18 protein-coding genes are annotated in these 21,494 nt (G+C 67.3%); 5 read left to right on the top strand and 13 right to left on the bottom strand.

Features of this window, described 5'->3' with window-relative positions; all coding sequences use genetic code 11:
• Window positions 1–217: 217 nt before the first annotated feature.
• Together ABLE93_RS18810 and ABLE93_RS18815 are read left to right on the top strand one after the other, a co-directional pair.
• The gene (locus tag ABLE93_RS18810; protein ID WP_348841394.1) at window positions 218–949 is read left to right on the top strand and encodes a protease inhibitor Inh/omp19 family protein; all 732 of its coding nucleotides are present in this window, start codon (window positions 218–220) and stop codon (window positions 947–949) included.
• A 392-nt stretch (window positions 950–1,341) separates the two neighbouring features.
• On the top strand, window positions 1,342–2,283 hold the full coding sequence (locus ABLE93_RS18815; RefSeq protein ID WP_348841395.1) for a TorF family putative porin: 942 nt from the start codon (window positions 1,342–1,344) through the stop codon (window positions 2,281–2,283).
• A gap of 103 nt (window positions 2,284–2,386) precedes the next feature.
• On the opposite strand, the gene ABLE93_RS18820 is transcribed toward ABLE93_RS18815, so the two are convergent.
• On the bottom strand, window positions 2,387–3,274 hold the full coding sequence (locus ABLE93_RS18820; protein WP_348841396.1) for an MBL fold metallo-hydrolase: 888 nt from the start codon (window positions 3,272–3,274) through the stop codon (window positions 2,387–2,389).
• A gap of 258 nt (window positions 3,275–3,532) precedes the next feature.
• On the opposite strand from ABLE93_RS18820, the gene ABLE93_RS18825 reads away from it, so the two are divergent.
• From ABLE93_RS18825 to ABLE93_RS18835, 3 genes are all read left to right on the top strand, one after another.
• On the top strand, window positions 3,533–3,673 hold the full coding sequence (locus ABLE93_RS18825) for a DUF3096 domain-containing protein (protein ID WP_348841397.1): 141 nt from the start codon (window positions 3,533–3,535) through the stop codon (window positions 3,671–3,673).
• A gap of 130 nt (window positions 3,674–3,803) precedes the next feature.
• The gene (gene ppdK, locus ABLE93_RS18830) at window positions 3,804–6,461 is read left to right on the top strand and encodes a pyruvate, phosphate dikinase (protein ID WP_348841398.1); all 2,658 of its coding nucleotides are present in this window, start codon (window positions 3,804–3,806) and stop codon (window positions 6,459–6,461) included.
• Window positions 6,462–6,615: 154 nt separating this feature from the next.
• The gene (locus tag ABLE93_RS18835) at window positions 6,616–6,867 is read left to right on the top strand and encodes a GlsB/YeaQ/YmgE family stress response membrane protein (protein ID WP_348841399.1); all 252 of its coding nucleotides are present in this window, start codon (window positions 6,616–6,618) and stop codon (window positions 6,865–6,867) included.
• 13 nt (window positions 6,868–6,880) lie between these two features.
• Here ABLE93_RS18835 and ABLE93_RS18840 read toward each other — a convergent pair whose 3' ends face one another.
• The 12 genes from ABLE93_RS18840 to ABLE93_RS18895 form a co-directional block, all read right to left on the bottom strand.
• Window positions 6,881–7,654, bottom strand: coding sequence for a fumarylacetoacetate hydrolase family protein (locus ABLE93_RS18840; RefSeq protein ID WP_348841400.1), 774 nt, complete (start codon window positions 7,652–7,654; stop codon window positions 6,881–6,883).
• A 215-nt stretch (window positions 7,655–7,869) separates the two neighbouring features.
• Window positions 7,870–8,754 (bottom strand): succinate--CoA ligase subunit alpha, encoded by an 885-nt coding sequence (gene sucD / locus ABLE93_RS18845; RefSeq protein ID WP_348840848.1) that lies wholly within the window; start codon window positions 8,752–8,754, stop codon window positions 7,870–7,872.
• Window positions 8,754–9,956 carry an ADP-forming succinate--CoA ligase subunit beta gene (gene sucC, locus ABLE93_RS18850; protein WP_348841401.1) on the bottom strand — a complete coding sequence of 401 codons (1,203 nt, stop codon included), beginning with the start codon at window positions 9,954–9,956 and terminating at the stop codon, window positions 8,754–8,756. The genes sucD and sucC overlap by 1 nt, the downstream gene beginning before the upstream one ends.
• 422 nt (window positions 9,957–10,378) lie before the next feature.
• Window positions 10,379–11,632 (bottom strand): formyl-CoA transferase, encoded by a 1,254-nt coding sequence (gene frc / locus ABLE93_RS18855; protein ID WP_348841402.1) that lies wholly within the window; start codon window positions 11,630–11,632, stop codon window positions 10,379–10,381.
• A 133-nt stretch (window positions 11,633–11,765) separates the two neighbouring features.
• Window positions 11,766–12,209, bottom strand: a complete 444-nt coding sequence (locus tag ABLE93_RS18860) for a PAS domain S-box protein (protein WP_348841403.1) — start codon at window positions 12,207–12,209, stop codon at window positions 11,766–11,768.
• Window positions 12,210–12,291: 82 nt separating this feature from the next.
• A complete protein-coding gene (gene frc, locus ABLE93_RS18865; RefSeq protein WP_348841404.1) occupies window positions 12,292–13,569 on the bottom strand; it encodes a formyl-CoA transferase in 1,278 nt (425 codons plus the stop codon).
• A 120-nt stretch (window positions 13,570–13,689) separates the two neighbouring features.
• A complete protein-coding gene (oxc, locus tag ABLE93_RS18870; RefSeq protein ID WP_348841405.1) occupies window positions 13,690–15,450 on the bottom strand; it encodes an oxalyl-CoA decarboxylase in 1,761 nt (586 codons plus the stop codon).
• 45 nt (window positions 15,451–15,495) lie between these two features.
• The gene (locus tag ABLE93_RS18875; protein ID WP_348841469.1) at window positions 15,496–16,131 is read right to left on the bottom strand and encodes a GntR family transcriptional regulator; all 636 of its coding nucleotides are present in this window, start codon (window positions 16,129–16,131) and stop codon (window positions 15,496–15,498) included.
• A gap of 362 nt (window positions 16,132–16,493) precedes the next feature.
• Window positions 16,494–17,960, bottom strand: coding sequence for a tripartite tricarboxylate transporter permease (locus tag ABLE93_RS18880; protein ID WP_510183058.1), 1,467 nt, complete (start codon window positions 17,958–17,960; stop codon window positions 16,494–16,496).
• A 388-nt stretch (window positions 17,961–18,348) separates the two neighbouring features.
• The gene (locus tag ABLE93_RS18885) at window positions 18,349–18,873 is read right to left on the bottom strand and encodes a tripartite tricarboxylate transporter TctB family protein (protein WP_348841407.1); all 525 of its coding nucleotides are present in this window, start codon (window positions 18,871–18,873) and stop codon (window positions 18,349–18,351) included.
• Between the two features lie 223 nt (window positions 18,874–19,096).
• Window positions 19,097–20,113, bottom strand: a complete 1,017-nt coding sequence (locus tag ABLE93_RS18890) for a Bug family tripartite tricarboxylate transporter substrate binding protein (RefSeq protein ID WP_348841408.1) — start codon at window positions 20,111–20,113, stop codon at window positions 19,097–19,099.
• Window positions 20,114–20,470: 357 nt separating this feature from the next.
• Window positions 20,471–21,325, bottom strand: coding sequence for an IclR family transcriptional regulator (locus tag ABLE93_RS18895; RefSeq protein ID WP_348841409.1), 855 nt, complete (start codon window positions 21,323–21,325; stop codon window positions 20,471–20,473).
• Window positions 21,326–21,494 lie beyond the last annotated feature (169 nt).

Consider the following 21,494-nt stretch of genomic DNA (forward strand, 5'->3'; position numbering starts at 1 on the left):
TGCCGCCCGGACGGGGCCGCGCGCGCCGGACGCGGCGGAGGATGATCCCGCGGCCGCGCGGTGCTAGCATCCCGGCTCCGTGGACGGCTTCGAGGGCAGGATGACTCCAGGGCATCTTCCGGCATGGCATCCGACGCGCGGTCATGGCCGCTGCGGTGTGCCGCCTTGGCGAGGGCGCTGCGCAGCCGTCGCTTTGGCCCTTGCGGCGGCATCGGCCATGAGCCTCGGTACCGCCGCTGCTCAACGCGCCGATCCCCCCACGGCTCCCAAGCCGCCCCCGCAAGGCGCAACGCCGGCGCCCGCGGCGGCGGCAAAGCTCGATCCAACAGTGCGTGAGGCCGCGGCACGTGTTGCCGCGCCTTTCCGGCTGACCAGCGCTGACGGATCGCGCGGGTGCGCCTTCGCCCTGAAGCCCGATTCGGCGGGTGCCGGGCTCGCCGTGGAGTTCGACCGCGCCGCCTGCGCCATAATCGGATTCTCTGCGCAGGTGACCGCCTGGATCCCGGACCCTTCGGGCTCCATCCGCCTGCTCAACGCCCAGGGCCGCACGGTGGCTGAATTCACCGAGGGAACCGGCGGCAGCTATGAGGCGCTGCGCGAGGGCGACGGCGTCTATTTCCTTGCCAATCCCGCCGTGGCGGACGGCACCGAGTTGCGCGCCGAGGAAGTGGTGGGCGATTGGGACCTTGCCCGCCAGGCTGGTACGCCCGTGTGCCGCTGGACGCTGCTGGACGCACCGGCGCGCGGCGGCGGCTTCCGCCTGAGCGTGCAGGACGGCTGCGACGCCGCCCTGCTCCGTTTCGGCCCCACGGCATGGGACATCGAAGGCGGCAACATCCTGGTGCGGGGTGAGGGCGGCGCGGCCGTCATCCGCTTCGCGCGCCAGGAGGACGGCGGCTGGGCGCGTACGCCCGAACGTGGACGTCCGCTCCTGATGGTCCGCCCCTGACGGGGCTTCGACACGAAGTCGTCCGATACTGATGCGCGGGTGACCCGCCAACCGTCGGCGCGGGGCATGGATGTCATTGCTGCGCCGTGCGCGAAAAGAGAATCGCGTTCGCGCCCAGCGCTCCCTGTGCCCGGAAAGCTTCATTGATGCGTTAAGACGGTTTTATGATACCGTAACCGTATGGTTAATAACTCCTTGTCCGGCAGATGTGTTTCCCGGCAAGAACACGCGTTCCGGGCGTTTCACCCGGGTGCGTTGCAACCGTGCAACACAGGAATCTAGCATTTGCAACGGTTTGCCTAAACCAGCGGCAGTGTGTGCCTCAAATTTCTCATTGGACACAGAGGCCGTACCTGATTTTTATCAGTCTAAATCGCTGCGGGGAAAACGTTATGAACAAGATTGCAGTCGTCGCCGCCTCCATGCTCCTGGCCGGGGCCGCGTCCGTGGGCACCGCCGGTGCCGCGGACCTTGCCGCCATGCCGGTCAAGGCGGTCGCCGCTCCCGAGCCCGCCCCGCTGTGGGACGTGGCCTTCGGTGTGAAGCTCGCCACTGATTACGTGTTCCGCGGCATCTCGCAGACCGACGGCAATATGGCCGTCCAGGGCTACGCCGAGCTGCGCCTCTTCGACTGGATCTACGGCGGCGTGTGGGCGTCCAACGTGGACTTCCCCCCGATCAATCAGTTCGGCACGGGCTTCACCGGCCTCAGCGACCCGACCGCCGAAGTCGACATCTACGGCGGCCTGCGCCACACCTGGGGCGGCCTCACCCTCGACCTCGGCTTCGTGTATTACTACTATCCCGGTGAGATCGGCGTGAACACGCTGGCGCTGGGCGTTCCCGCGGTCAACATCGACTACTGGGAAATCTACTTCAAGCCGACCTACGTCATCAACGACGTGTTCACCGTGGGCGGCAACCTCTACTACACCGACAGCTACGCCGGCTCGGGTTCGGACGGCACCTACCTGTCGGGTACCCTCAAGGTGGACTTCACCAAGTGGAGCACCGTCCCCGGCGTCGGCTTCTACGTCTCGGGTGAGCTCGGCTATCAGTGGCTCGGCCAGACCGACTTCGGCAACATCTTCGTCGCCAACTACGAGCTGCCCTCCTACACCACCTGGAACGTGGGCGTCGCCTTCACCTACAAGGCTGCCACCCTCGACCTGCGCTACTACGGCAGCACCCTCTCCGAGGGCCCGGCCTTCGTCTCCGGCGTCGGCTTTGCGCCCTACGGCTCCTGCGGCGTGGTCTCCGGCCTGTCGAACGTCTGCGGCGACCGCTTCGTGGCCAGCCTCTCCTTCGACACCACCTTCCTGGCTCTGAAGTGATCTGATCCACGTCTCCCGACGTGACCAAAGGCCCCGCGCTTCGGCGCGGGGCCTTTTGCGTTATGGCGCCGGGGAGCGACGCGAGCGCCAGGCTGCCCCTCGGCTAGTGCCCCGGGAGAACCAGCAGCGTGCGGGTCTTGGGCAGCGTTTCCCGGGACAGCATCACAAACGGCTCGCTCGACCGCTCGACCGTCCACTCCTGCCCCAGGCGGGCCAGGAAGCGCTCCAGGCCGTACTGGCTGAAATAGTGCATGGGGATCACAAGCGGCGCGTTGATTGCCTTGAGCACCTCCACCATGCCCTCGATGTCCAACGTGTAGGAGCCGTCCACCGGCGCCAGCACCACGTCGATCCGCCCCAACGCCTCCAGATGATCCTGGGTGAGCAGGTGGTGCAGGTGCCCGAGATGGGCGATGCACAGGCCCGAAACCTCGAACACGAACATGGAATTGCCGTCGTATTCGGTGCCCGCCCCGCGCCGGATGTTGGTGGGCACGTTGCGGATCCACACGTCTTCCAGGGTCAGCTCGTGATGGGCCGGCCCGCCCTGGGGGTTCCAGCCGCGCAGTACGAACTCGATCTCCGGGTCGGGCGCTTCGGTGAAGTGGGTATCGTGAGCGCGGTTCATGGTGGCGACGCGCGGCACCACGTTGGCCCGCACATAGTCATTGTAGTCGGTGACGATGGTGACCCCGGCCGGACTCTCGATGAGGAAGCTCGCGTGGCCGACGAAGGTCAGGCGCACCAGGCTCGTCGCCTGCGCCAGCCGCAGCATGGCCCCATCCAGCGCGGCGAGCCGGACCTTCGGCCGCTCGGCCACCATGCGTGGGCATTTCTCAGGTTGCGCCAAGGCGATTCCCGAGCTGACCGCGAGCGCCGTCGCCGCCAGGACCAGCCGCCGAAACAATGCCAGCGGCCGGCCGGCACGGGGGGCGCGGGCAACCGCAGGGGACAGGCGACGGCGCGGCGCAGGGCGGCTGGGCTCAGTCATGAAGACTCCCTCAGGGGATCGCCGCCGCCCTGACGGTACGGCGAGCATGGGCCGGCGGTGCGGAAATATGGATCGACCCGATTGTGGCGACTTGCACCGCCCGCGCAATCGCTCGTGCCGTAACGCCAGCGTGAGCGCCGCATCGACCCGTCGCGCCCCAGCCGGCGCCCGGGAGGCGATGGACGGGGCTGCCGGGATGGGCAATCGTGCGCCGCCCGCGCGGGAATCGCGCCTGCGCCTGTTTCGGGAGGCTTCACAATGTCTTTCAGCATGGTCACGCTTCAGCCGGCAGTCGCCCTCATCGCGGGCGTCCTGATCCTTGCCTTTCCGCGGCTTCTGAACGTGCTTGTGGCGCTTTACCTCATCATCGTGGGCGTGACCGGGCTGATGGGCCATTGATCGCGCTCGGAGCGTGGCCGTGCGCCGCGGGAACAGCGCTTCGGATTGCCCAGTTGATGCTTGGTGCGCTGCACGCTAAAGCATCCGCCAACCCGCACATCCCACCCACAGGGCCACAGGGATCAGCCACATGACGAAATGGGTCTACACCTTCGGCGACGGCAAGGCCGAGGGCAAAGCCGACATGAAGAACCTGCTCGGCGGCAAGGGCGCGAACCTCGCCGAGATGTCGAACCTCGGCCTGCCCGTCCCTCCCGGCTTCACTATCACCACCGAGGTGTGCACCTATTATTACGCCCATGGCCAAACCTACCCGGCCGAGCTGAAGGGCGAGGTGGAGACGGCGCTGGCCCAGGTCGGCCAGCTTACGGGCAAGTCGTTCGGCGATGCGGCAAACCCGCTCCTAGTCTCGGTGCGTTCCGGTGCCCGCGCCTCCATGCCGGGCATGATGGACACGGTGCTCAACCTCGGCCTCAACGACGAGACCGTGGGTGCGGTCGCCCGCCTCGCCGACCGGCGCTTCGCCTACGACAGCTACCGGCGCTTCATCACCATGTATTCGGACGTGGTTCTGGGCGTGGATCACCACCATTTCGAGGAGATTCTGGAGCACTACAAGCTGCAGAACGGCCACACCCTCGACACCGACCTCGACGCCGACGACTGGGCGGCTCTGGTGGTCAAGTATAAGGAGAAGGTCCAGACCGAGCTCGGCAAGCCCTTCCCCCAGGATCCGCACGAGCAGCTCTGGGGCGCCATCGGCGCGGTGTTCTCGTCCTGGATGAACGCGCGCGCCATCACCTACCGCCGCCTCCACTCCATACCGGAGAGCTGGGGCACGGCGGTGAACGTGCAGTCCATGGTGTTCGGCAACATGGGCGACACCTCGGCCACCGGCGTCGCCTTCACCCGCAATCCTTCCACCGGCGAGAACGCGCTTTATGGCGAGTTCCTGGTGAACGCCCAGGGCGAGGACGTGGTGGCGGGCATCCGCACCCCGCAGGACCTGACCGAGAAGGCGCGCACCGCCGCCGGCTCCGACAAGCCCTCCATGGAAGTCGCCCTCCCCGACGCCTTCAAGGAATTCGAGCGCATCTCGCATGTGCTCGAGAATCACTACCGGGACATGCAGGACCTCGAGTTCACGGTGGAGAAGGGCAAGCTCTGGATGCTCCAGACCCGCTCCGGCAAGCGCACCGCCAAGGCGGCCCTGCGCATCGCCGTGGAGCTCGCCGCCGAGGGCCTCATCACCGAGCAGGAGGCGGTTGGCCGCGTCGATCCGGCGGCCCTCGACCAGCTGCTGCACCCGGCCATCGACCCCAAGGCCGAGCGCAAGGTGATCGCCTCCGGCCTGCCGGCCTCGCCCGGCGCGGCGGCGGGCGCCATCGTGTTCTCGGCCGACGAGGCCGAGGCCATGAAGGAGAAGGGCCTCAAGGTCATCCTGGTGCGCGTCGAGACGAGCCCCGAGGACATCCACGGCATGCATGCCGCCCAGGGCATCCTCACCTCGCGCGGCGGCATGACCTCCCACGCCGCCGTGGTGGCGCGCGGCATGGGCAAGCCCTGCGTCTCGGGCGCCGGCTCGCTGCGCATCGACTATGCGGCGCAGACCCTGACCGTGTCGGGACAGACCTTCAAGAAGGGCGACCACATCACCATCGACGGCTCCACCGGCCAGGTGCTCGCCGGCGAGGTGCCGATGCTCCAGCCGGAGCTGTCGGGCGAGTTCGCGACCCTCATGGGCTGGGCCGACAAGGTGCGCAAGCTGAAGGTGCGCGCCAATGCCGAGACCCCGGCGGACGCCCGCATGGCGCGCTCGTTCGGCGCCGAGGGCATCGGCCTGTCGCGCACCGAGCACATGTTCTTCGACGCCGGCCGCATCCTCGCCGTGCGCGAGATGATCCTCGCCGACGACGAGGCCGGCCGCCGCGCCGCTCTGGCGAAGCTCCTGCCCATGCAGCGCGACGATTTCGTCGAGCTGTTCGAGATCATGAAGGGGCTGCCGGTGACCATCCGCCTGCTCGACCCGCCGCTGCACGAATTCCTGCCCCACACGGCGGAGGAGACGGCGGAGGTGGCGAAGAGCCTCGGCGTCGACATCGAGCGCATCGAGCGGCGCAACAAGGAGCTGCACGAGGTCAACCCGATGCTCGGCTTCCGCGGCTGCCGCATCGCCATCGCCTTCCCCGAGATCGCCGAGATGCAGGCCCGCGCCATCTTCGAGGCGGCGGTGATCGCCGCCCAGAAGACCGGCGAGGCGGTGGTGCCGGAAGTGATGGTGCCCCTCATCGCGACCAAGGCGGAGTTCGACATCGTGGACAAGGTCATCCGCGACACCGCCGCCGCGGTGGAGAAGGAGACCGGTGCCACCCTCACCTTCCAGGTGGGCACCATGATCGAGCTGCCGCGCGCCGCCTTGCGCGCGGAGGAGATCGCCAAGGGCGCCGAGTTCTTCTCCTTCGGCACCAACGACCTCACCCAGACCTGCTTCGGCGTGTCCCGCGACGACGCCGGCACCTTCCTCGGCCCGTATGTGCAGAAGGGGATCATCGAGACCGACCCCTTCGTCTCCATCGACGTGGACGGCGTGGGCGAGCTGGTTAAGATCGGCGTGGAGCGGGGTCGCAGGTCGCGGCCGGACATCAAGCTCGGCATCTGCGGCGAGCACGGTGGCGATCCGGCCTCGGTGACCTTCTGCCACGAGGTGGGGCTCGACTATGTCTCCTGCTCGCCCTTCCGCGTGCCCATCGCCCGCCTCGCGGCGGCGCAGGCGGCCCTGAAGCACTGACGCGGTAATCCGCTTCGAAAACCCCTGAAAGGCCGCCCGAAAGGCGGCCTTTCTGCTTGAAACAGCTCCGCCCCAAGCGGCGCCGGAACCTTAGGCCCTGCTGCACCGTTTCCCTCGCGCCCCCATTCGGGAGCGCAACTGTCAGAGGGAAGCCATGCAAGACGCGCAAGTGGGCTGGATCGCCGCCATCATCATCGGGGGCCTCGCCGGCTGGTTCGCCTCCATGTTCATGAAGAGCGACACGGGCCTGCTCATGAACATCATCCTGGGCATCATCGGCGCGGCCATCGCCAGCTTCCTGTTCGGGCTGGTGGGCGTCGGCTTCGCCGGCTGGCTCGGCTACCTGATCGCCGGCTTTGTGGGCGCCTGCATCCTCATCGGTGGGGCAAGGGCGATCAGAGGCTGATCGCCCCGCCGGATCACTGCACGAACGTATTGGCGAGCGTGCCGATACCTTCGATCTCGATCTCGATGGAATTGGTGGGCTCCTTCATGGTGCCCACCCCCACCGAGGTGCCGCAGGCGATGAGGTCGCCGGGGTTCAGCGTCATGTCCTTCGACAGCATGGAAACCAGCTGCGCCGGGGGAAAAATCATGTCCGCCAACGGATAGTTCTGGCGCTCCTGCCCGTTGAGAATGGTACGCACGCGCGCCGCCGCCGGGTCGAAATCGGTGACGATCCATGGGCCGAACGGGCCGTAGCCGTCGATGCCCTTGGCCCGCGCCCATTGCGGAAACGTGGGGTCACGGTTCAGGATGTCGGCGGCGGTGATGTCGTTGACCACCGTGTAGCCGAAGATGCCGGCCGCCGCCTCTTCCTCGCTGGCATGGGCGAGGGTGCGACCGATAACGATGCCCAACTCCCCTTCATAGACCGTCTTGCCCTCATAGCCCTTGGGCTTGCGCACCGTCGCGCCCGGCGCGGACACGGAGGTGGTCGCCTTGAGCAGATAGAGCGGCTCGGCGGGCTCGGCCACCTTCAGCTTGGCGGCCAGTTCGTGGAAGTTGTTCCACAGGGCCACGATCTTGGTGGGTGCGCAGGGCGCCTCCAGCGCCACGTCCGCGAGCTTCAGCGCCTCGGCAGTCGGCGTCGCGCCCGCGAACATGCAGCCCTCGTGGACGGTGATGGTGTCGCCCGCGAGCGTGCCAAAGCCGGTCTTTCCGTTGGCGGCGAAGCGCAGCCAGGTGGTCATGGGTGTTTCCTTTGATGATGGGTTGGGGGCGCGCGGCACCCTCGTGCCTCGGCCGACTGGAACGAAGTGGAAGGAGAGCCGTGGCCCAGCGCGAAACGTCGCCGAAGGCGGCTTCATTTCGCAGTCGAGGGCTTCCGCCGGCTTCGCCGACTTTCCCCTGGGCCCCGGTTCAGCACTGCGGCGATCGCCGTTGCTTGTCCCGGGGCACTGTTGGATCAGCCCTTCAGCACTTCCACCAGGGTCTTGCCGAGGCGGGCGGGAGAGGGCGACACGCGGATGCCCGCCGCCTCCATGGCCGCGATCTTGTCCTCCGCCCCGCCCTTGCCGCCGGAGATGATGGCGCCCGCATGGCCCATGCGGCGCCCGGGAGGCGCCGTGCGGCCGGCAATGAAGCCCACCATCGGCTTCTTGCGGCCCTTCTTCGCCTCGTCGGCGAGGAACTGCGCCGCCTCCTCTTCCGCCGAGCCGCCGATCTCGCCGATCATCACGATCGACTTGGTCTCGGGGTCGGCCAGGAACATCTCCAGCACGTCGATGAATTCCGTGCCCTTCACCGGGTCGCCGCCGATGCCCACCGCGCTGGTCTGGCCAAGGCCCTCCTGCGAGGTCTGGAACACCGCCTCATAGGTCAGCGTGCCCGAGCGCGAGACGATGCCCACCGAGCCCTTCTTGAAGATGTTGGCCGGCATGATGCCGATCTTGGACTCGCCCGCCGTCACGATGCCCGGGCAGTTGGGGCCGATGAGGCGCGACTTCGAGCCGGACAGCGCCCGCTTCACCTTCACCATGTCCATCACCGGGATGCCCTCGGTGATGCAGACGATCAGGGGAATCTCGGCGTCGATGGCTTCGAGGATGGCGTCGGCGGCGCCGGGCGGCGGCACGTAGATCACCGAGGCATCGGCCCCGGTCTTCTCCTTGGCCTCCATCACCGTGTCGAACACCGGCAGGTTGAGGTGGGTGGAGCCGCCCTTGCCGGGGGAGGTGCCGCCGACCATCTTGGTGCCGTACATGATGGCCTGCTCGGCGTGGAACGTGCCGTTCTTGCCGGTGAAGCCCTGGGTGATGACCTTGGTATTGGCGTCGATGAGCACGGACATCACGCAGCTTCCTTCTTCACGGCCGCGACGATCTTCTGCGCCGCATCGTCCAGATCGTCCGCCGGGATCACGTTCAGACCACTCTCGCGGATGATCTTCTTGCCCTCGTCCACGTTCGTTCCGGCAAGGCGCACCACCAGCGGCACCTTCAGCCCCACCTGCCGCACGGCGGCGATGACGCCCTCGGCGATCACGTCGCAGCGCATGATGCCGCCGAAGATGTTGACGAGGATGCCCTCCACGTTCGGGTCGGCGGTGATGATCTTGAACGCCGCCGTCACCTTCTCCTTGGTCGCGCCGCCGCCCACATCCAGGAAGTTGGCGGGCTCCATGCCGTAGAGCTTGATGATGTCCATGGTGGCCATGGCAAGGCCCGCGCCGTTGACCATGCAACCGATGGTGCCATCGAGGGCGATGTAGGAGAGGTCGTAGCGCGAGGCCTCGATCTCCTTGAAATCCTCCTCGCTCTCGTCGCGCAGCTGCGCCACGTCCGAGTGGCGGAAGATGGCGTTGGAATCGAACGCCACCTTGGCGTCGAGGCAGACCAGCCGGCCATCCTTCGTCACCACCAGCGGGTTGATCTCCAGAAGGCTCATGTCCTTCTCGGTGAAGGCGTTATAGAGGTTGGCGGTGAGCGCCACAGCCTGCTTGCCAAGCTCGCCGGTGAGGCCCAGCGCCTGCGCCACCTTGCGGCCGTGCAGCGGCTGAACGCCGGTGGCGGGATCGACGGAGAAGGTGATGATCTTCTCCGGGGTCGCGTGGGCGACCTCCTCGATGTCCATGCCCCCCTCGGTGGAGACAACAAAGGCGACGCGCGACGTGGCGCGGTCCACCAGCATGGAGAGATAGAATTCCTTGTCGATGGACGCGCCTTCCTCGATGTAGAGGCGGTTCACCTGCTTGCCGTCCGGCCCGGTCTGGACGGTGACGAGGGTGTTGCCCAGCATCTCGGCGGCGTGGGCCTTCACCTCGGCGGGGGTTCGCACCACGCGCACGCCGCCCTTCGCGCCCGCCGGCAGTTCCTTGAAGCTGCCCTTGCCGCGGCCGCCGGCATGGATCTGTGCCTTGACCACGAAGGCGATACCGCCCATGGCGCGCGCCGCGTCCTCCGCCTCCTGCGCCGTGAACGCCGCGACGCCGCGGGACACGGGGACGCCGAAACCGCGCAGAATCGCCTTGGCCTGATACTCGTGGATGTTCATCGGGGCTTCCTCCCTCGTCGCGGCCGCGCAGGGCGCGGCACGGCGCGGCTCTTGACGGCTGCGCGCTTCGACCAAAGTCGTAGTGTGCACGCAAACCCCTGCCGGCACCAATGCGACACCGCGCCGGTGGGGCCGCAGACGTGACGCGCGCGGCAGTTTCTGTGATGGAGATCGCCTCATCCCCTCAGGGGCGGCGCGGGAGCCGGCGGCCGGAGCGCTCAGCGCCCGGGCAAGGCCGGAAGAAAAAACGCGCGGGTCACGCGCGGCCTGGTCCTGCACCGCACGTGCGGAGCATCGCCTTCGCCGCATCCCGCTGCTTCACAGCCGGGCGGACGAGGACGGAAAGGGCGACCGCCCGGACGCGCCGGGCGATCACGGCAGAGAAAGCCGCGGCGGGACGAGGGCCCCGCCGCAGGGCACGATCAGACCACGCGGCCGTCGTGCATGGACTTGATCTGCTCGGCCGAATAGCCGAGCTCGGCCAGCACCTCGTCGGTGTGCTCGCCGAGCAGCGGCGAACCGGTGACCTCGACGCTCATGTCGGAGAACTTGATGGGGCTGCCGACGGTGAGGTACTTGCCGCGCTCCTTGTGATCCACCTCGACGATGGTGCCGCTCTTGCGGAGCGACTCGTCCTCGGCGATCTCCTTCATGGTGAGCACCGGGGCGCAGGGGATGTCGAACTTGCGCAGGATGTCCACCGCCTCGAACTTGGTCTTGTCGGACAGCCACGCCTCGATGACGGCGAAGATGTCGAAGATCTTGTCCTGGCGGGCGCGGGCGGTGTTGTAGGCCGGGTCGTCGATCCACTCCGGCTTGCCGATGGCTTCCGCCACCTTGCCCCAGGCCTGCTCCTGCACGGTGAAGTAGATGTAGGCGTTGGGATCGGTCTCCCAGCCCTTGCACTTCAGCACCCAGCCGGGCTGGCCGCCGCCGCCCGCGTTGCCGCCGCGCGGCACCACGTCCGAGAAGGTCCCGTGCGGGTACTGGGGATACTCCTCGAGGTAGCCCACGCGGTCGAGGCGCTGCTGGTCGCGCAGCTTGACGCGGCAGAGGTTGATGACGGCGTCCTGCATGGACACGGCCACCTTCTGGCCCTTGCCGGTCTTGTTGCGGGCGTGCAGCGCGGTGAGGATGCCGATGGCGAGGTGCATGCCGGTGTTGGAGTCGCCGAGCGCCGCCGCGGACACGGTGGGCGGGCCGTCCCAGAAGCCGGTGGTGGAGGCCGCGCCGCCGGCGCATTGGGCGACGTTCTCGTACACCTTCAGGTCTTCATAGTGGTGGCCGTCGGAGAAGCCCTTCACCGAGGCGACGATCATGCCCGGGTTGAGCTCGTTGATGTGCTCCCAGGTGAAGCCCATGCGGTCCAGCGCACCGGGGGCGAAGTTCTCGACGAGAACGTCGCTCTCCTTGATGAGCTTGGTGAGAACCTCCTTGCCCGCGGGGGTCTTGGTGTCGAGGGTCAGGGAGCGCTTGTTGGAGTTCAGCATGGTGAAATAGAGCGCGTCGGCGTTCGAGATGTCGCGCAGCTGGTTGCGCGTCACATCGCCGGAGCCGGGCCGCTCCACCTTGATCACGTCCGCGCCGAACCAGGCGAGGAGCTGGGTGCAGGCGGGGCCGGCCTGAACGTGCGTGAAGTCGATGATCTTGATGCCTTCCAAAGGCTTGCTGGTCATTGTCGCGTTCCCTTTGTCAAACGTTGCCTGAACATCTCGGCAAGGCAGGGCATCGCCCCTCGCCTCCCCGGAACCCATCCGGCGGACGGTCGCGGACCGCCGCCGGCACGATCGCGCCGGTAGGGCCGGCCTGTTATGCTTGGGACTGCTCCTTCAGCCTGGCCTCCGCTTCCGCGAGGCGCTTGCGAAGGTCGCGCTCCTCCTTCCATCGCTCCGTCTCGTCCCGGATGACCGAGGCGACATGGGTGGACGCGCCGTCGGCCGAGCGCAGCAGCGCCACGGTGAAGGCGATGGAAAGCGCATGGCCGTCCTTGTGGATGGCCGGCACGCGCAGAAGGCTCGTCCCGTAGCGGGTGACGCCGGTGCGCATGGTCTCGTGATAGCCGTCCCAGTGCCGCTGGCGCTGGCGCTCCGGGATGATGATGTCGAGGGAGCGGCCGAGGGCCTCCTCCGGGGAATAACCGAACATGCGCTCGGCGGCCGGATTCCAGAACGCGATTTCCCCCGCCGTGTCGCAGACGACGAGCGCGTCTCCGACGGCATCTAGCAGCTGAGCAAGATCTAGGGCCGCGTTCATCATTCTTCCTCTCGAACAGTCCAGCCTCCGCGCCGTCGCCGGCAGGGGCGGTCCCTTAAGGGTGCCGCCCCGGAGGAAACGTCTACTCCGCCGCCATCCGCCGCGGCGTGCCGATGGCGCCGGAGGCGCGCAGCGCGTCGATGCGGTCGGGGGCGAGCCCCAGCACCTGGGCGAGCACTTCCTCGGTATGCTCCCCGAGGAGCGGCGAGCGCTCCACCTCGACCTGGTTGTCGGACAGCTTGATGGGATTGCCCACCGTGAGATAGCTGCCGCGCACCGGATGGGGAACCTCCACCAGCGTGCCGGTGGCATAAAGCGACTGGTCCTCGGCGATCTCCTTCATGGAGAGGATCGGGCCGCAGGGGATGTCGTACTGGTTGAGGATCTCCATGGCCTCGAACTTGGTGTGGGCCATGGTCCACGCCTCGATGCGGGTGAAGATCTCGTTGAGGTGCGGCAGGCGCGCGGCCGGCGTCGCATAATCGGGATCGGTCTTCCACTCGGGCTCGTGGATGACGTCGCAGATCTTCCCCCAGACCGGCGCCTGGGTGATGAAATAGATATAAGCGTTGGGATCGTGCTCCCAGCCCTTGCAGCGCAGGATGCGCCCGGGCTGGCCGCCGCCGGAATCGTTGCCGGCGCGCGGCACGGTCTCGCCGAACGGCACGCCCTCGCCAAATTGGCTGTATTCCTTGAGCGGGCCGTTGGCGAGGCGCTGCTGGTCGCGCAGCTTCACCCGGCACAGGTTCAGCACCGCATCCTGCATGGCGCACATGACGCGCTGGCCGCGGCCGGTGTGCTCGCGCTGGAACAGCGCGGTGACGATGCCGAGCGCGAGATGCAGGCCGGTGCCCGAATCGCCGATCTGGGCGGCGCTGACCATGGGCAGGCTGTCGCGGAAGCCGGTGGTGGAGGCGGCGCCGCCCGCGCATTGGGCGACGTTCTCATACACCTTGCAATCCTCGAACGGGCCTGGGCCGAAGCCCTTCACGGAGGCGAGGATGAGGCGCGGGTTGATGGCCGAGAGGCGCTCCCACGTGAGGCCCATGCGGTCGAGGGCGCCGGGGGCGAAATTCTCCACCAGCACGTCGCACTGGCGCACCAGCTGCTCCAGCACGGCCTTGCCGTCCGGGTTCTTGGTATCGAGGGTGACCGACCGCTTGTTGGAGTTGAGCATGGTGAAGTAGAGGCTGTCCGCGCCATCGAGATCGCGCAGCTGGCCGCGCGTCACATCGCCTTCGCCCGGCCGCTCCACCTTGATCACGTCGGCGCCGAACCAGGCGAGCAGCTGGGTGCAGCTCGGTCCGGACTGAACGTGGGTGAAGTCCAGGATACGGACTCCGTCTAGTGCCTTGCCCATCGAATCCTCGCAATTCCGCTCTGTTTTGTTCCCGGTTCTACTCTTGTTGTTGTTGAGTTCATCGGGTTGGGCCGGCGGGACTGAGCCCCGCCAGCCAAGGCTCGAGAAGCGTTACGCCTCTCACTTCTTCTTCTTGACCACGCTCTGCGGGTTGAGCGAGCCGATGTTGCCGCTCTCCGAGCCGGCAGCCGGGTCGATCTCCGCATTGATGAGCGTGGGCTTGCCTGAGTCCATGGCGGCGCTGACGGCGCGATAGAGCTCGTCGGGGGACGTGACGTTCACGCCCACGCCGCCGAAGGCCTCCATCATCTTGTCGTAGCGCGAGCCGGGGACGAACACCGTGGTGCCGGGATCACGGCCCGTGGGGTCCGTGTCGGTGCCGCGATAGATGCCGTTGTTGTTGAAGATCACGATGGTGACCGGCAGGTTGTAGCGGCAGATGGTCTCCACCTCCATGCCGGAGAAGCCGAAGGCGCTGTCGCCTTCGACCGCCAGAACCGGCTTGCCGGTCTCCACCGCCGCGCCGACGGCAAAGCCCATGCCGATGCCCATCACGCCCCAGGTCCCCACGTCCAGGCGCTTGCGCGGCTGGTACATGTCGATGATGCCGCGGGCGAGGTCGAGGGTGTTGGCGCCCTCGTTCACCAGGATGGCATCGGGACGCTCCTTGATGACGGTCTTCAGCGCGCCGAGGGCCGAGTGGAAGTCCATGGGCACCGAGTTCTTCAGGAGCTTCGGCGCCATCTTGGCGATGTTGGCTTCCTTCTTGGTGCGGATGTTCTCGATCCACTGGGTCGGCGGGGCCTTCCAGGAGCCGTCGAGACGGTCGCTGAGAGCAGAGATCACCGAGCCGATGTCGCCCACCAGCGGGGCGGCGATCTCGACGTTGGAGTCCATCTCCTTGGGCTCGATGTCCACCTGGATGAACTTCTTCGGGGCATCGCCCCAGGTCTTGCCCTTGCCGTGGGAGAGCAGCCAGTTGAGGCGCGCGCCCACCAGAAGCACCACGTCGGATTCCTTGAGGGCGGTGGAGCGCGCCGCGCCCGCCGACTGGGGATGGGTGTCCTCCAGCAGGCCCTTGGCCATGCTCATGGGCAGGAAGGGGATGCCGCTCTTCTCCACGAAGGCGCGGATCTCGGCGTCCGCCTGGGCGTAGGCCGCGCCCTTGCCGAGGATGATGAGGGGGCGCTCGGCGCCCTTGAGCAGCTCGATGGCGCGGTCCACCGCGGCCGGGGCCGGGATCTGCGCCGGGGCGGGATCGATCACCTTGACCAGCGACTTGGCGCCGGCCTCGGCATCCATCACCTGGCCGAACAGCTTGGCCGGCAGGTCGAGATAGACGCCGCCGGGACGCCCCGACACCGCCGCGCGGATGGCGCGGGCGACGCCGATGCCGATGTCCGCCGCGTGCAGCACGCGGAACGCCGCCTTGCACAGGGGCTTGGCGATGGCGAGCTGGTCCATCTCCTCATAGTCGCCCTGCTGCAGGTCGACGATCTCGCGCTCGGACGAGCCGGAGATGAGGATCATCGGGAAGCAGTTGGTGGTGGCGTTGGCGAGGGCGGTCAGGCCGTTGAGGAAGCCCGGCGCCGACACCGTCAGGCACACGCCCGGCGACTTGGTGAGGAAGCCGGCGATCGCCGCCGCGTTGCCGGCATTCTGCTCGTGACGGAAGGAGATGACGCGGATGCCCTCCGCCTGGGCCATGCGGCCGAGGTCGGTGATCGGAATGCCGGGCACGCCGTAGATGGTCTTGATGCCGTTGAGCTTCAGGGCATCGATGACGAGATGGAAACCGTCGGTCAGATCGCGCTCCGCCTCGGCGGCAGCGTCGATGTGCACCACATTGTCCTCGATCTTGGTCTTTTCCGCCGTTGCCATTTGGCGTCTCCTTGCTGTGTCGTCCCGCTGCGGCCTGTGATCGGCCTATTCGGGGAAGACACCGTGCCGTTCCACATGGGCCGCAAGACCCATGGTGTGTTCCCGCACCAGGCGCTCGGCGAGATCAGGGTCCCGTTTCTCGAGCGCGTCGATGATCGCCATGTGTTCCCGCATGGAGATTTCGAACCGGTTCTCCTGCCGCACCGACACCGCGCGGATGGCGCGCATGTGCAGGAACAGGTTCTCGGTCATGTCCACGATCAGCCGGCAGCCGCCCATGCTGATGACGGCGTGATGGAAGGCGATGTTCGCCTCCGAATATTCGTTCATCTGGTTGGCGAGGGCCTGCGCCTCGAACTCGTTGAAGAGCCGGCGCAGGCTCGCGATCTCGCTGTCCGAGGCCTGGGTCGCGGCAAGCCGCGCCGCCATGCTCTCGAGCGCCGCCCAAACCACGATGAGGTCGAGGATCTCGCGCTTGGTCTTGCGCACCACGAAGATGCCCCGGCGCGGCACGGAGCGCACGAAGCCCTCCTGCTCCAGCACGGTCATCGCCTCGCGGATGGGGGTGCGCGACACGCCCAAAGTCTCGGAAAGCTGGCGCTCGTCCAGCCGAAACTCAGTGGTTGAGCCGTAGATGTCCATCTGGGTGATGGCGCGCTTCAGCGCCTCGTAAGCCAGCATGCGCAGGCTCGAGGCCGCCTCCAGCGGCTCCACCTTGAGCTTCGGAGGATCCGCGATCGCTGTCGCGGGGGTCTGATGCACGGGCGTCTGATGCACGACCTTCGTTCCTCTCCCTGGCAACAGCCACCTTCTGGCGAGGCGTTCCGCTGCCGTGAAATACTGTATACGGTCTTCATTACGCCAAAGCAATCCCGATGTTCGGGAATTCGGTTCCGCGCCGCAGCATGGCGTGGATTACTAGGTGTCGCGGACGGTCGGTCGCTGGGCTCATCGGGCGCTTGGTGAGCCGGCTGCCGAAAGGGGCGGCGCTGCCGCCGCCCCTGGTCGTTCCGCCGCCCGCCGAAGCGGGTCAGCGGCTCTTTTTACTCTGCCGCTGCGGGCTTCGAGCCCTGCGGGCGGATGCGCGCCATGAGCATGGAGATCAGCGGCCAGGCAAGCATCACCAGAGCCAGCGTCACGATCGAGCCCACCAGCGGGTTGGACCAGAAGATGGACAGGTGGCCCTGCGACACCAGCATGGCCTGCCGGAAGGACGATTCGGCCATGTCGCCGAGCACCAGGGCCAGCACCAGCGGCGCGAGCGGATACTGGAGCTTCTTGAACAGGTAGCCGATGACGCCGAAGACCAGCATGACGGCGATGTCGAGGCCGGCGTTGTGCACCGTGTAGGCACCCACCGCGCAGATCACCAGGATGATCGGGGCGATGACGCTGAACGGGATGCGCAGGATGGCCGCGAAGATCGGCACGGTGGTCAGCACCACGATCAGGCCGGCGATGTTGCCGAGGTAGATCGAGGCGATGAGGCCCCACACGAAGTCCTTCTGCTCGACGAACAGCAGCGGGCCGGGCTGGAGACCCCAGATCAGCAGGCCGCCGAGCAGCACCGCCGCGGTGGGCGAGCCGGGGATGCCGAGGGTGAGCATGGGAAGCAGCGCCGAAGTGCCGGCGGCATGCGCCGCCACTTCCGGCATCACCACGCCTTCCAGTTCGCCCTTGCCGAAGTTGCGTCCGTTCTTGGAGAACTTCTTGGCAAGGCCGTAGCTCATGAAGGAGGCCGGGGTGGCGCCGCCCGGGGTCACGCCCATCCAGCAGCCGACGATGGCCGAGCGCAGGCAGCCCACCCAGTATTTCGGCAGCTTCTTCCAGGTCTCCCACACCACCTTGGCATTGATGGCCGCGCTCTTGCCCTTGAAGGCGAGGCCTTCCTCCATGGTGAGCAGGATCTCGCCGACGCCGAACAGGCCGATGACCGCCACGAGGAAGTCGAAGCCGCGCAGGAGCTCGACCGAGCCGAAGGTCATGCGCAGCTGGCCGGTCACCGTGTCGATGCCCACCGCCGCCAGGGCGAAGCCGAGCATCATGGCCGCGATCACCTTGGCCGCCGGCTCGCGTCCCATGCCGACGAAGGCGCAGAAGGTGAGGAGGTAGACCGCGAAGAATTCGGCCGGGCCGAACTGCAGCGCGAACTTGGCGATCACCGGCGCGAGGAAGGTGATGAGCAGGACGGCGAAGAAGGCGCCGATGAAGGAGCCGGTGAAGGCTCCGGTCAGCGCCTCGCCGGCCTTGCCCTTCTGGGCCATGGGATGCCCGTCGAACGTGGTCGCGACGCTCCAGGGCTCGCCGGGAATGTTGAACAGGATCGACGTGATGGCGCCGCCGAACAGCGCTCCCCAATAGATGGAGGAGAGCATGATGATGGCCGACACCGGCGTCATCGAGAAGGTGAGCGGCAGGAGGATGGCGACGCCGTTGGCGCCGCCCAGCCCCGGCAGCACCCCGATGAGGACGCCGAGGGTGATGCCGACGAACATGTAGACGATGTTCATGGGATCGGCGAGGACGCCGAACCCTCCGATGAGTGACGTTAGCGCTTCCACGGGGTCCTCCTTGCGCCACCTCGGCCGCTTCTGCGGCGGCTCTCAGGGCGGGGGCGTTGCTCGTTGTCCTGGGATGCCACCCGGTTGGACGCGCCGCCCCGGCGGGACGATGCGGCGGTCGCGGGCGGCGCGGCCGAAGGCGACGCGGCTGAGCCGGCACGCCCGGGCGGATCGGATGAGGCGGCCGGCCGGCCCCCTCGGGGTGCGGCGGCCTGCCGGTGCGCGGGGCGGCCCGCCCTTCCCCGGCGGCCGCATTTCGCGCGCAGCGTCTCTTGTGAGGGCCGGCGCTCTGAGGCGCGCGGGCCGGCGGGCCACCCCGGAGGGGCGGCCCTTGTCGTCAGTAGCCGAGGGCAGCCTCGAGCGGGCCCTTGGGCAGCGGCACCAGGAACCAGACCTCGAACATCATGAACAGCACCAGCGGCACGCCGATGGCCACGGGCAGGATCTTCACGATCGGATACTTGCCCAGCCACCACATGAAGAAGGCGATGAACACCGCGGAGGCGAGATAGATGCCGACGAGGAAGATGAGGCCCACATAGACCGCGGTGGGCACCAGCACCTGCATCACCGAAACCAGCTGGGAGCGGTCGACGAAGTTGGCGTTGTCGGGATGGCGCGTCACCAGATTCTGCACCAGCGTGGCGGCGGAAGCGATGAACATGATCAGCCCGACATAGAAGGGAAAGTAGCCGGCCTGCGGGCCGTCGCTCGCCCAGCTCGCGCCGACGCGCCAGCTGTCCGACATGACGAGCGCCGACAGGGCCATGAAGAGCACCGCCACCACCATGTCCATGGTGCGGTTGGTGACCGTCTTCTCATTGTGTGCGATGGGGCCGGAATGGCCGGTTTCCGTGCTCATGAACCTGATCCTCCCACAGCCCGAAGGCCGAACTGGACACCCGCCGCGCAGGGGCGGCGTCGCCGGCGGGGCCCTGCCCCGGGTCCGGCGTTTCCGGGCCTCGCCGCGCGGCGGAGCCCGCATGTCGCTTCAGGCGGATGGCCTTTGGCCGGACCTCGCGGGAGGCGCACCCTGATCGGGCGGCTCCCGCCGGCCGTGCCGTGCGGCCAGGCCTTTCGACGCCTTACTTGGCGACGAAGCCCGCCTTCTCCATGAGGTCCTTGTGGGTGGCCTCGGCCTTGGTCAGCCAGGCGCTGTATTCAGGCCCGGTGAGCGCGGTGGTGTTGAACGCGCCCTTCTGCATGAATTCCTGCCACTCGGGGGTGGCGCGGATCTTCTTGAACAGCTCGACGAAGTATTCGACCTGGTCCTTGCTGGCGCCGGGCGGCATGAGGATGCCGCGCAGCATCAGATATTCAATGTCCAGGCCGGATTCCTTGCAGGTCGGGATGTCGTTCCACGACTTGCCGTTGGCGATCGGCTCCTTGTAGGGCAGCCGCTGGAGATCGAACACGCACAACGGCTTCAGCTCGCCGGCCCGCCACTGCGACACCGCCTCGATGGGGTTGTTGACCGAGGAGGTGACGTGGCCGCCCACCAGCTGGGCCGCGACGTCGCCGCCGCCCTTGTAGGGCACGTAGATGAACTTGGCGCCGGTCTTCTGCTCGATGGCGGCGGTGATGATCTGGTCTTCCTGCTTGGAGCCGGTGCCGCCCATCTTGAAGATCTGGTCGCCGGAAGCGGCCTTGAGCGCGGCGAGGTACCCCTTGACGTCGTCATAGGGCGCCTTGGCGTTCACCCACAGCACGAACTCGTCCAGCGCAAGCATGGACACCGGGGTCATGTCCTTCCAGGAGAAGGGGACGCCGGTGGCGAGCGGGGTGGTGAAGAGATTCGACAGGGAGATGATGATCTTGTGGGGGTTGCGGTTGGCCCCCTTCACGTCGAGGAAGCCCTCGGCGCCCGCGCCGCCGGACTTGTTGATGACCACGAGGGGCTGGGACATCAGATTGTTCTTCTGAACGATGCCCTGGATCATGCGCGCCATCTGGTCGGCGCCGCCGCCGGTGCCGGCGGGTACGATGAATTCGACCGTCTTGGTCGGTTCCCAGGCGGCCAGCGCGCCGGCCGGGGCGAGGGCCGCGGCGACTGCGAGCGCAGCCACACCTTTCCTGATGGTCCTGGCGAATGCCGAATGCATTTTGGTCTTCCTCCCGGATCGTCCGCGGTTTTATTTGTGCGGATCGTGACTTACGAGCTGGTAGCGACAGGCCCTTGGCGAGGCCGAACTGTTTTTACCTCTTCGCTTCTCGGCTTGGGGGATGGGCTTTGCCCGATGTTTATCCCCGGACCTGTCCCGAAGCGCGTCGGCAATGACCGGTCTACTTCCTAGGCCCCGATCTGTTGCAGCGTCATGCTTGCCCATTTCACCGCTGACGTAGCGGTTACTTGAAGAGTATATTGCATGTCAGAGGTGTCAATTGGAATTTTCAATTTCGCATTCGGTGCTCTGTATACCAGAATGTGAAATACTGTATTCCAATATGGTCAGCGACCCTTACCGATACGCCGCATAATCCTGGGACAAGCTTTCATCGGCGCCGGAATACAGGCGCGTCATCTGCTCGGCTGCCGCGGCCACGCGCCGGCCAAGACGCAGGATGCGATCGTCGCTCATGCGCACCGCCGGCGCGGATACCGATACCGCCCCAATGGGATCGCGCCATTCGTTGAGGATGGCCGCCGCCACCGCGCGCATGCCCGGGGCGTGCTCTTCGCGGTCCACGGCGAATCCGCGCTCGAGGATCTCGCTCACGTCATCCATCAGCACCCGCTCCTCGCGATGGGTGGCGGTGGTGAACGGCTCGTAGCGGATCTGCGCCAGGCAGGCGCCGCGGAACGAGGGGCTCGCCGCTGCCAGCACCGCCTTGCCGGCGGCCGTGGCGTGAAGCGGCAGGCGGGCGCCGAGGCGGAAGAAGGCGCGCACCGGCGCATGGGCCTCCGCCTGCGCCACCACCACCAGTTCCATGGCGTCGAACATGGCGAGGTTCACGGTCTCGTCCGTCTCGTGCAGCAGGCGGCGAATCACCGGGCGGCCGATGTCGGGCAGCTTGCGGATGCGCAGGTAAGCGGCGCCGATGCGGAACAGGCCGAGGCCCACGGTCCAAAGCCCCGTGGACAGATCGTGATTGACCAGCTGGCGCTTCTCCAGCGTGGTGAGGAGCCGGTGGACGGTGGAGACCGGCAGCTCGGCCCGGCGGGCGATCTCTGCGAGGGCCATGCCGTCCTGGTCGGCCACCACCCGCAGCAAGGCGATGGCCCGGTCCAGCGACTGGACCTCGGCGCCGCCCTCCGCAGCCGCGCCGGAGGCGGGACGTCCCCTGCGCCTCGGCGCGAGCTCCGTGTCCGGCATCCAAAACCCTCCTCTGCCCCTGCCCCGGGACCCGCGCCCGTGACGATGCGCGCGCCCGCCTGCACGCCTTCTGGCGCGACTCCGGCCTGTTGCCATCAAACTACCCGGCTGCGCGGCTGCGTCCACCCTGCGTCAAATTTTCCACGTTGCGGAATTAATTTCCATTGGT

It is taken from the genome of Xanthobacter pollutisoli (assembly GCF_040044995.1).
In the GTDB taxonomy this organism is placed as follows: domain Bacteria; phylum Pseudomonadota; class Alphaproteobacteria; order Rhizobiales; family Xanthobacteraceae; genus Xanthobacter.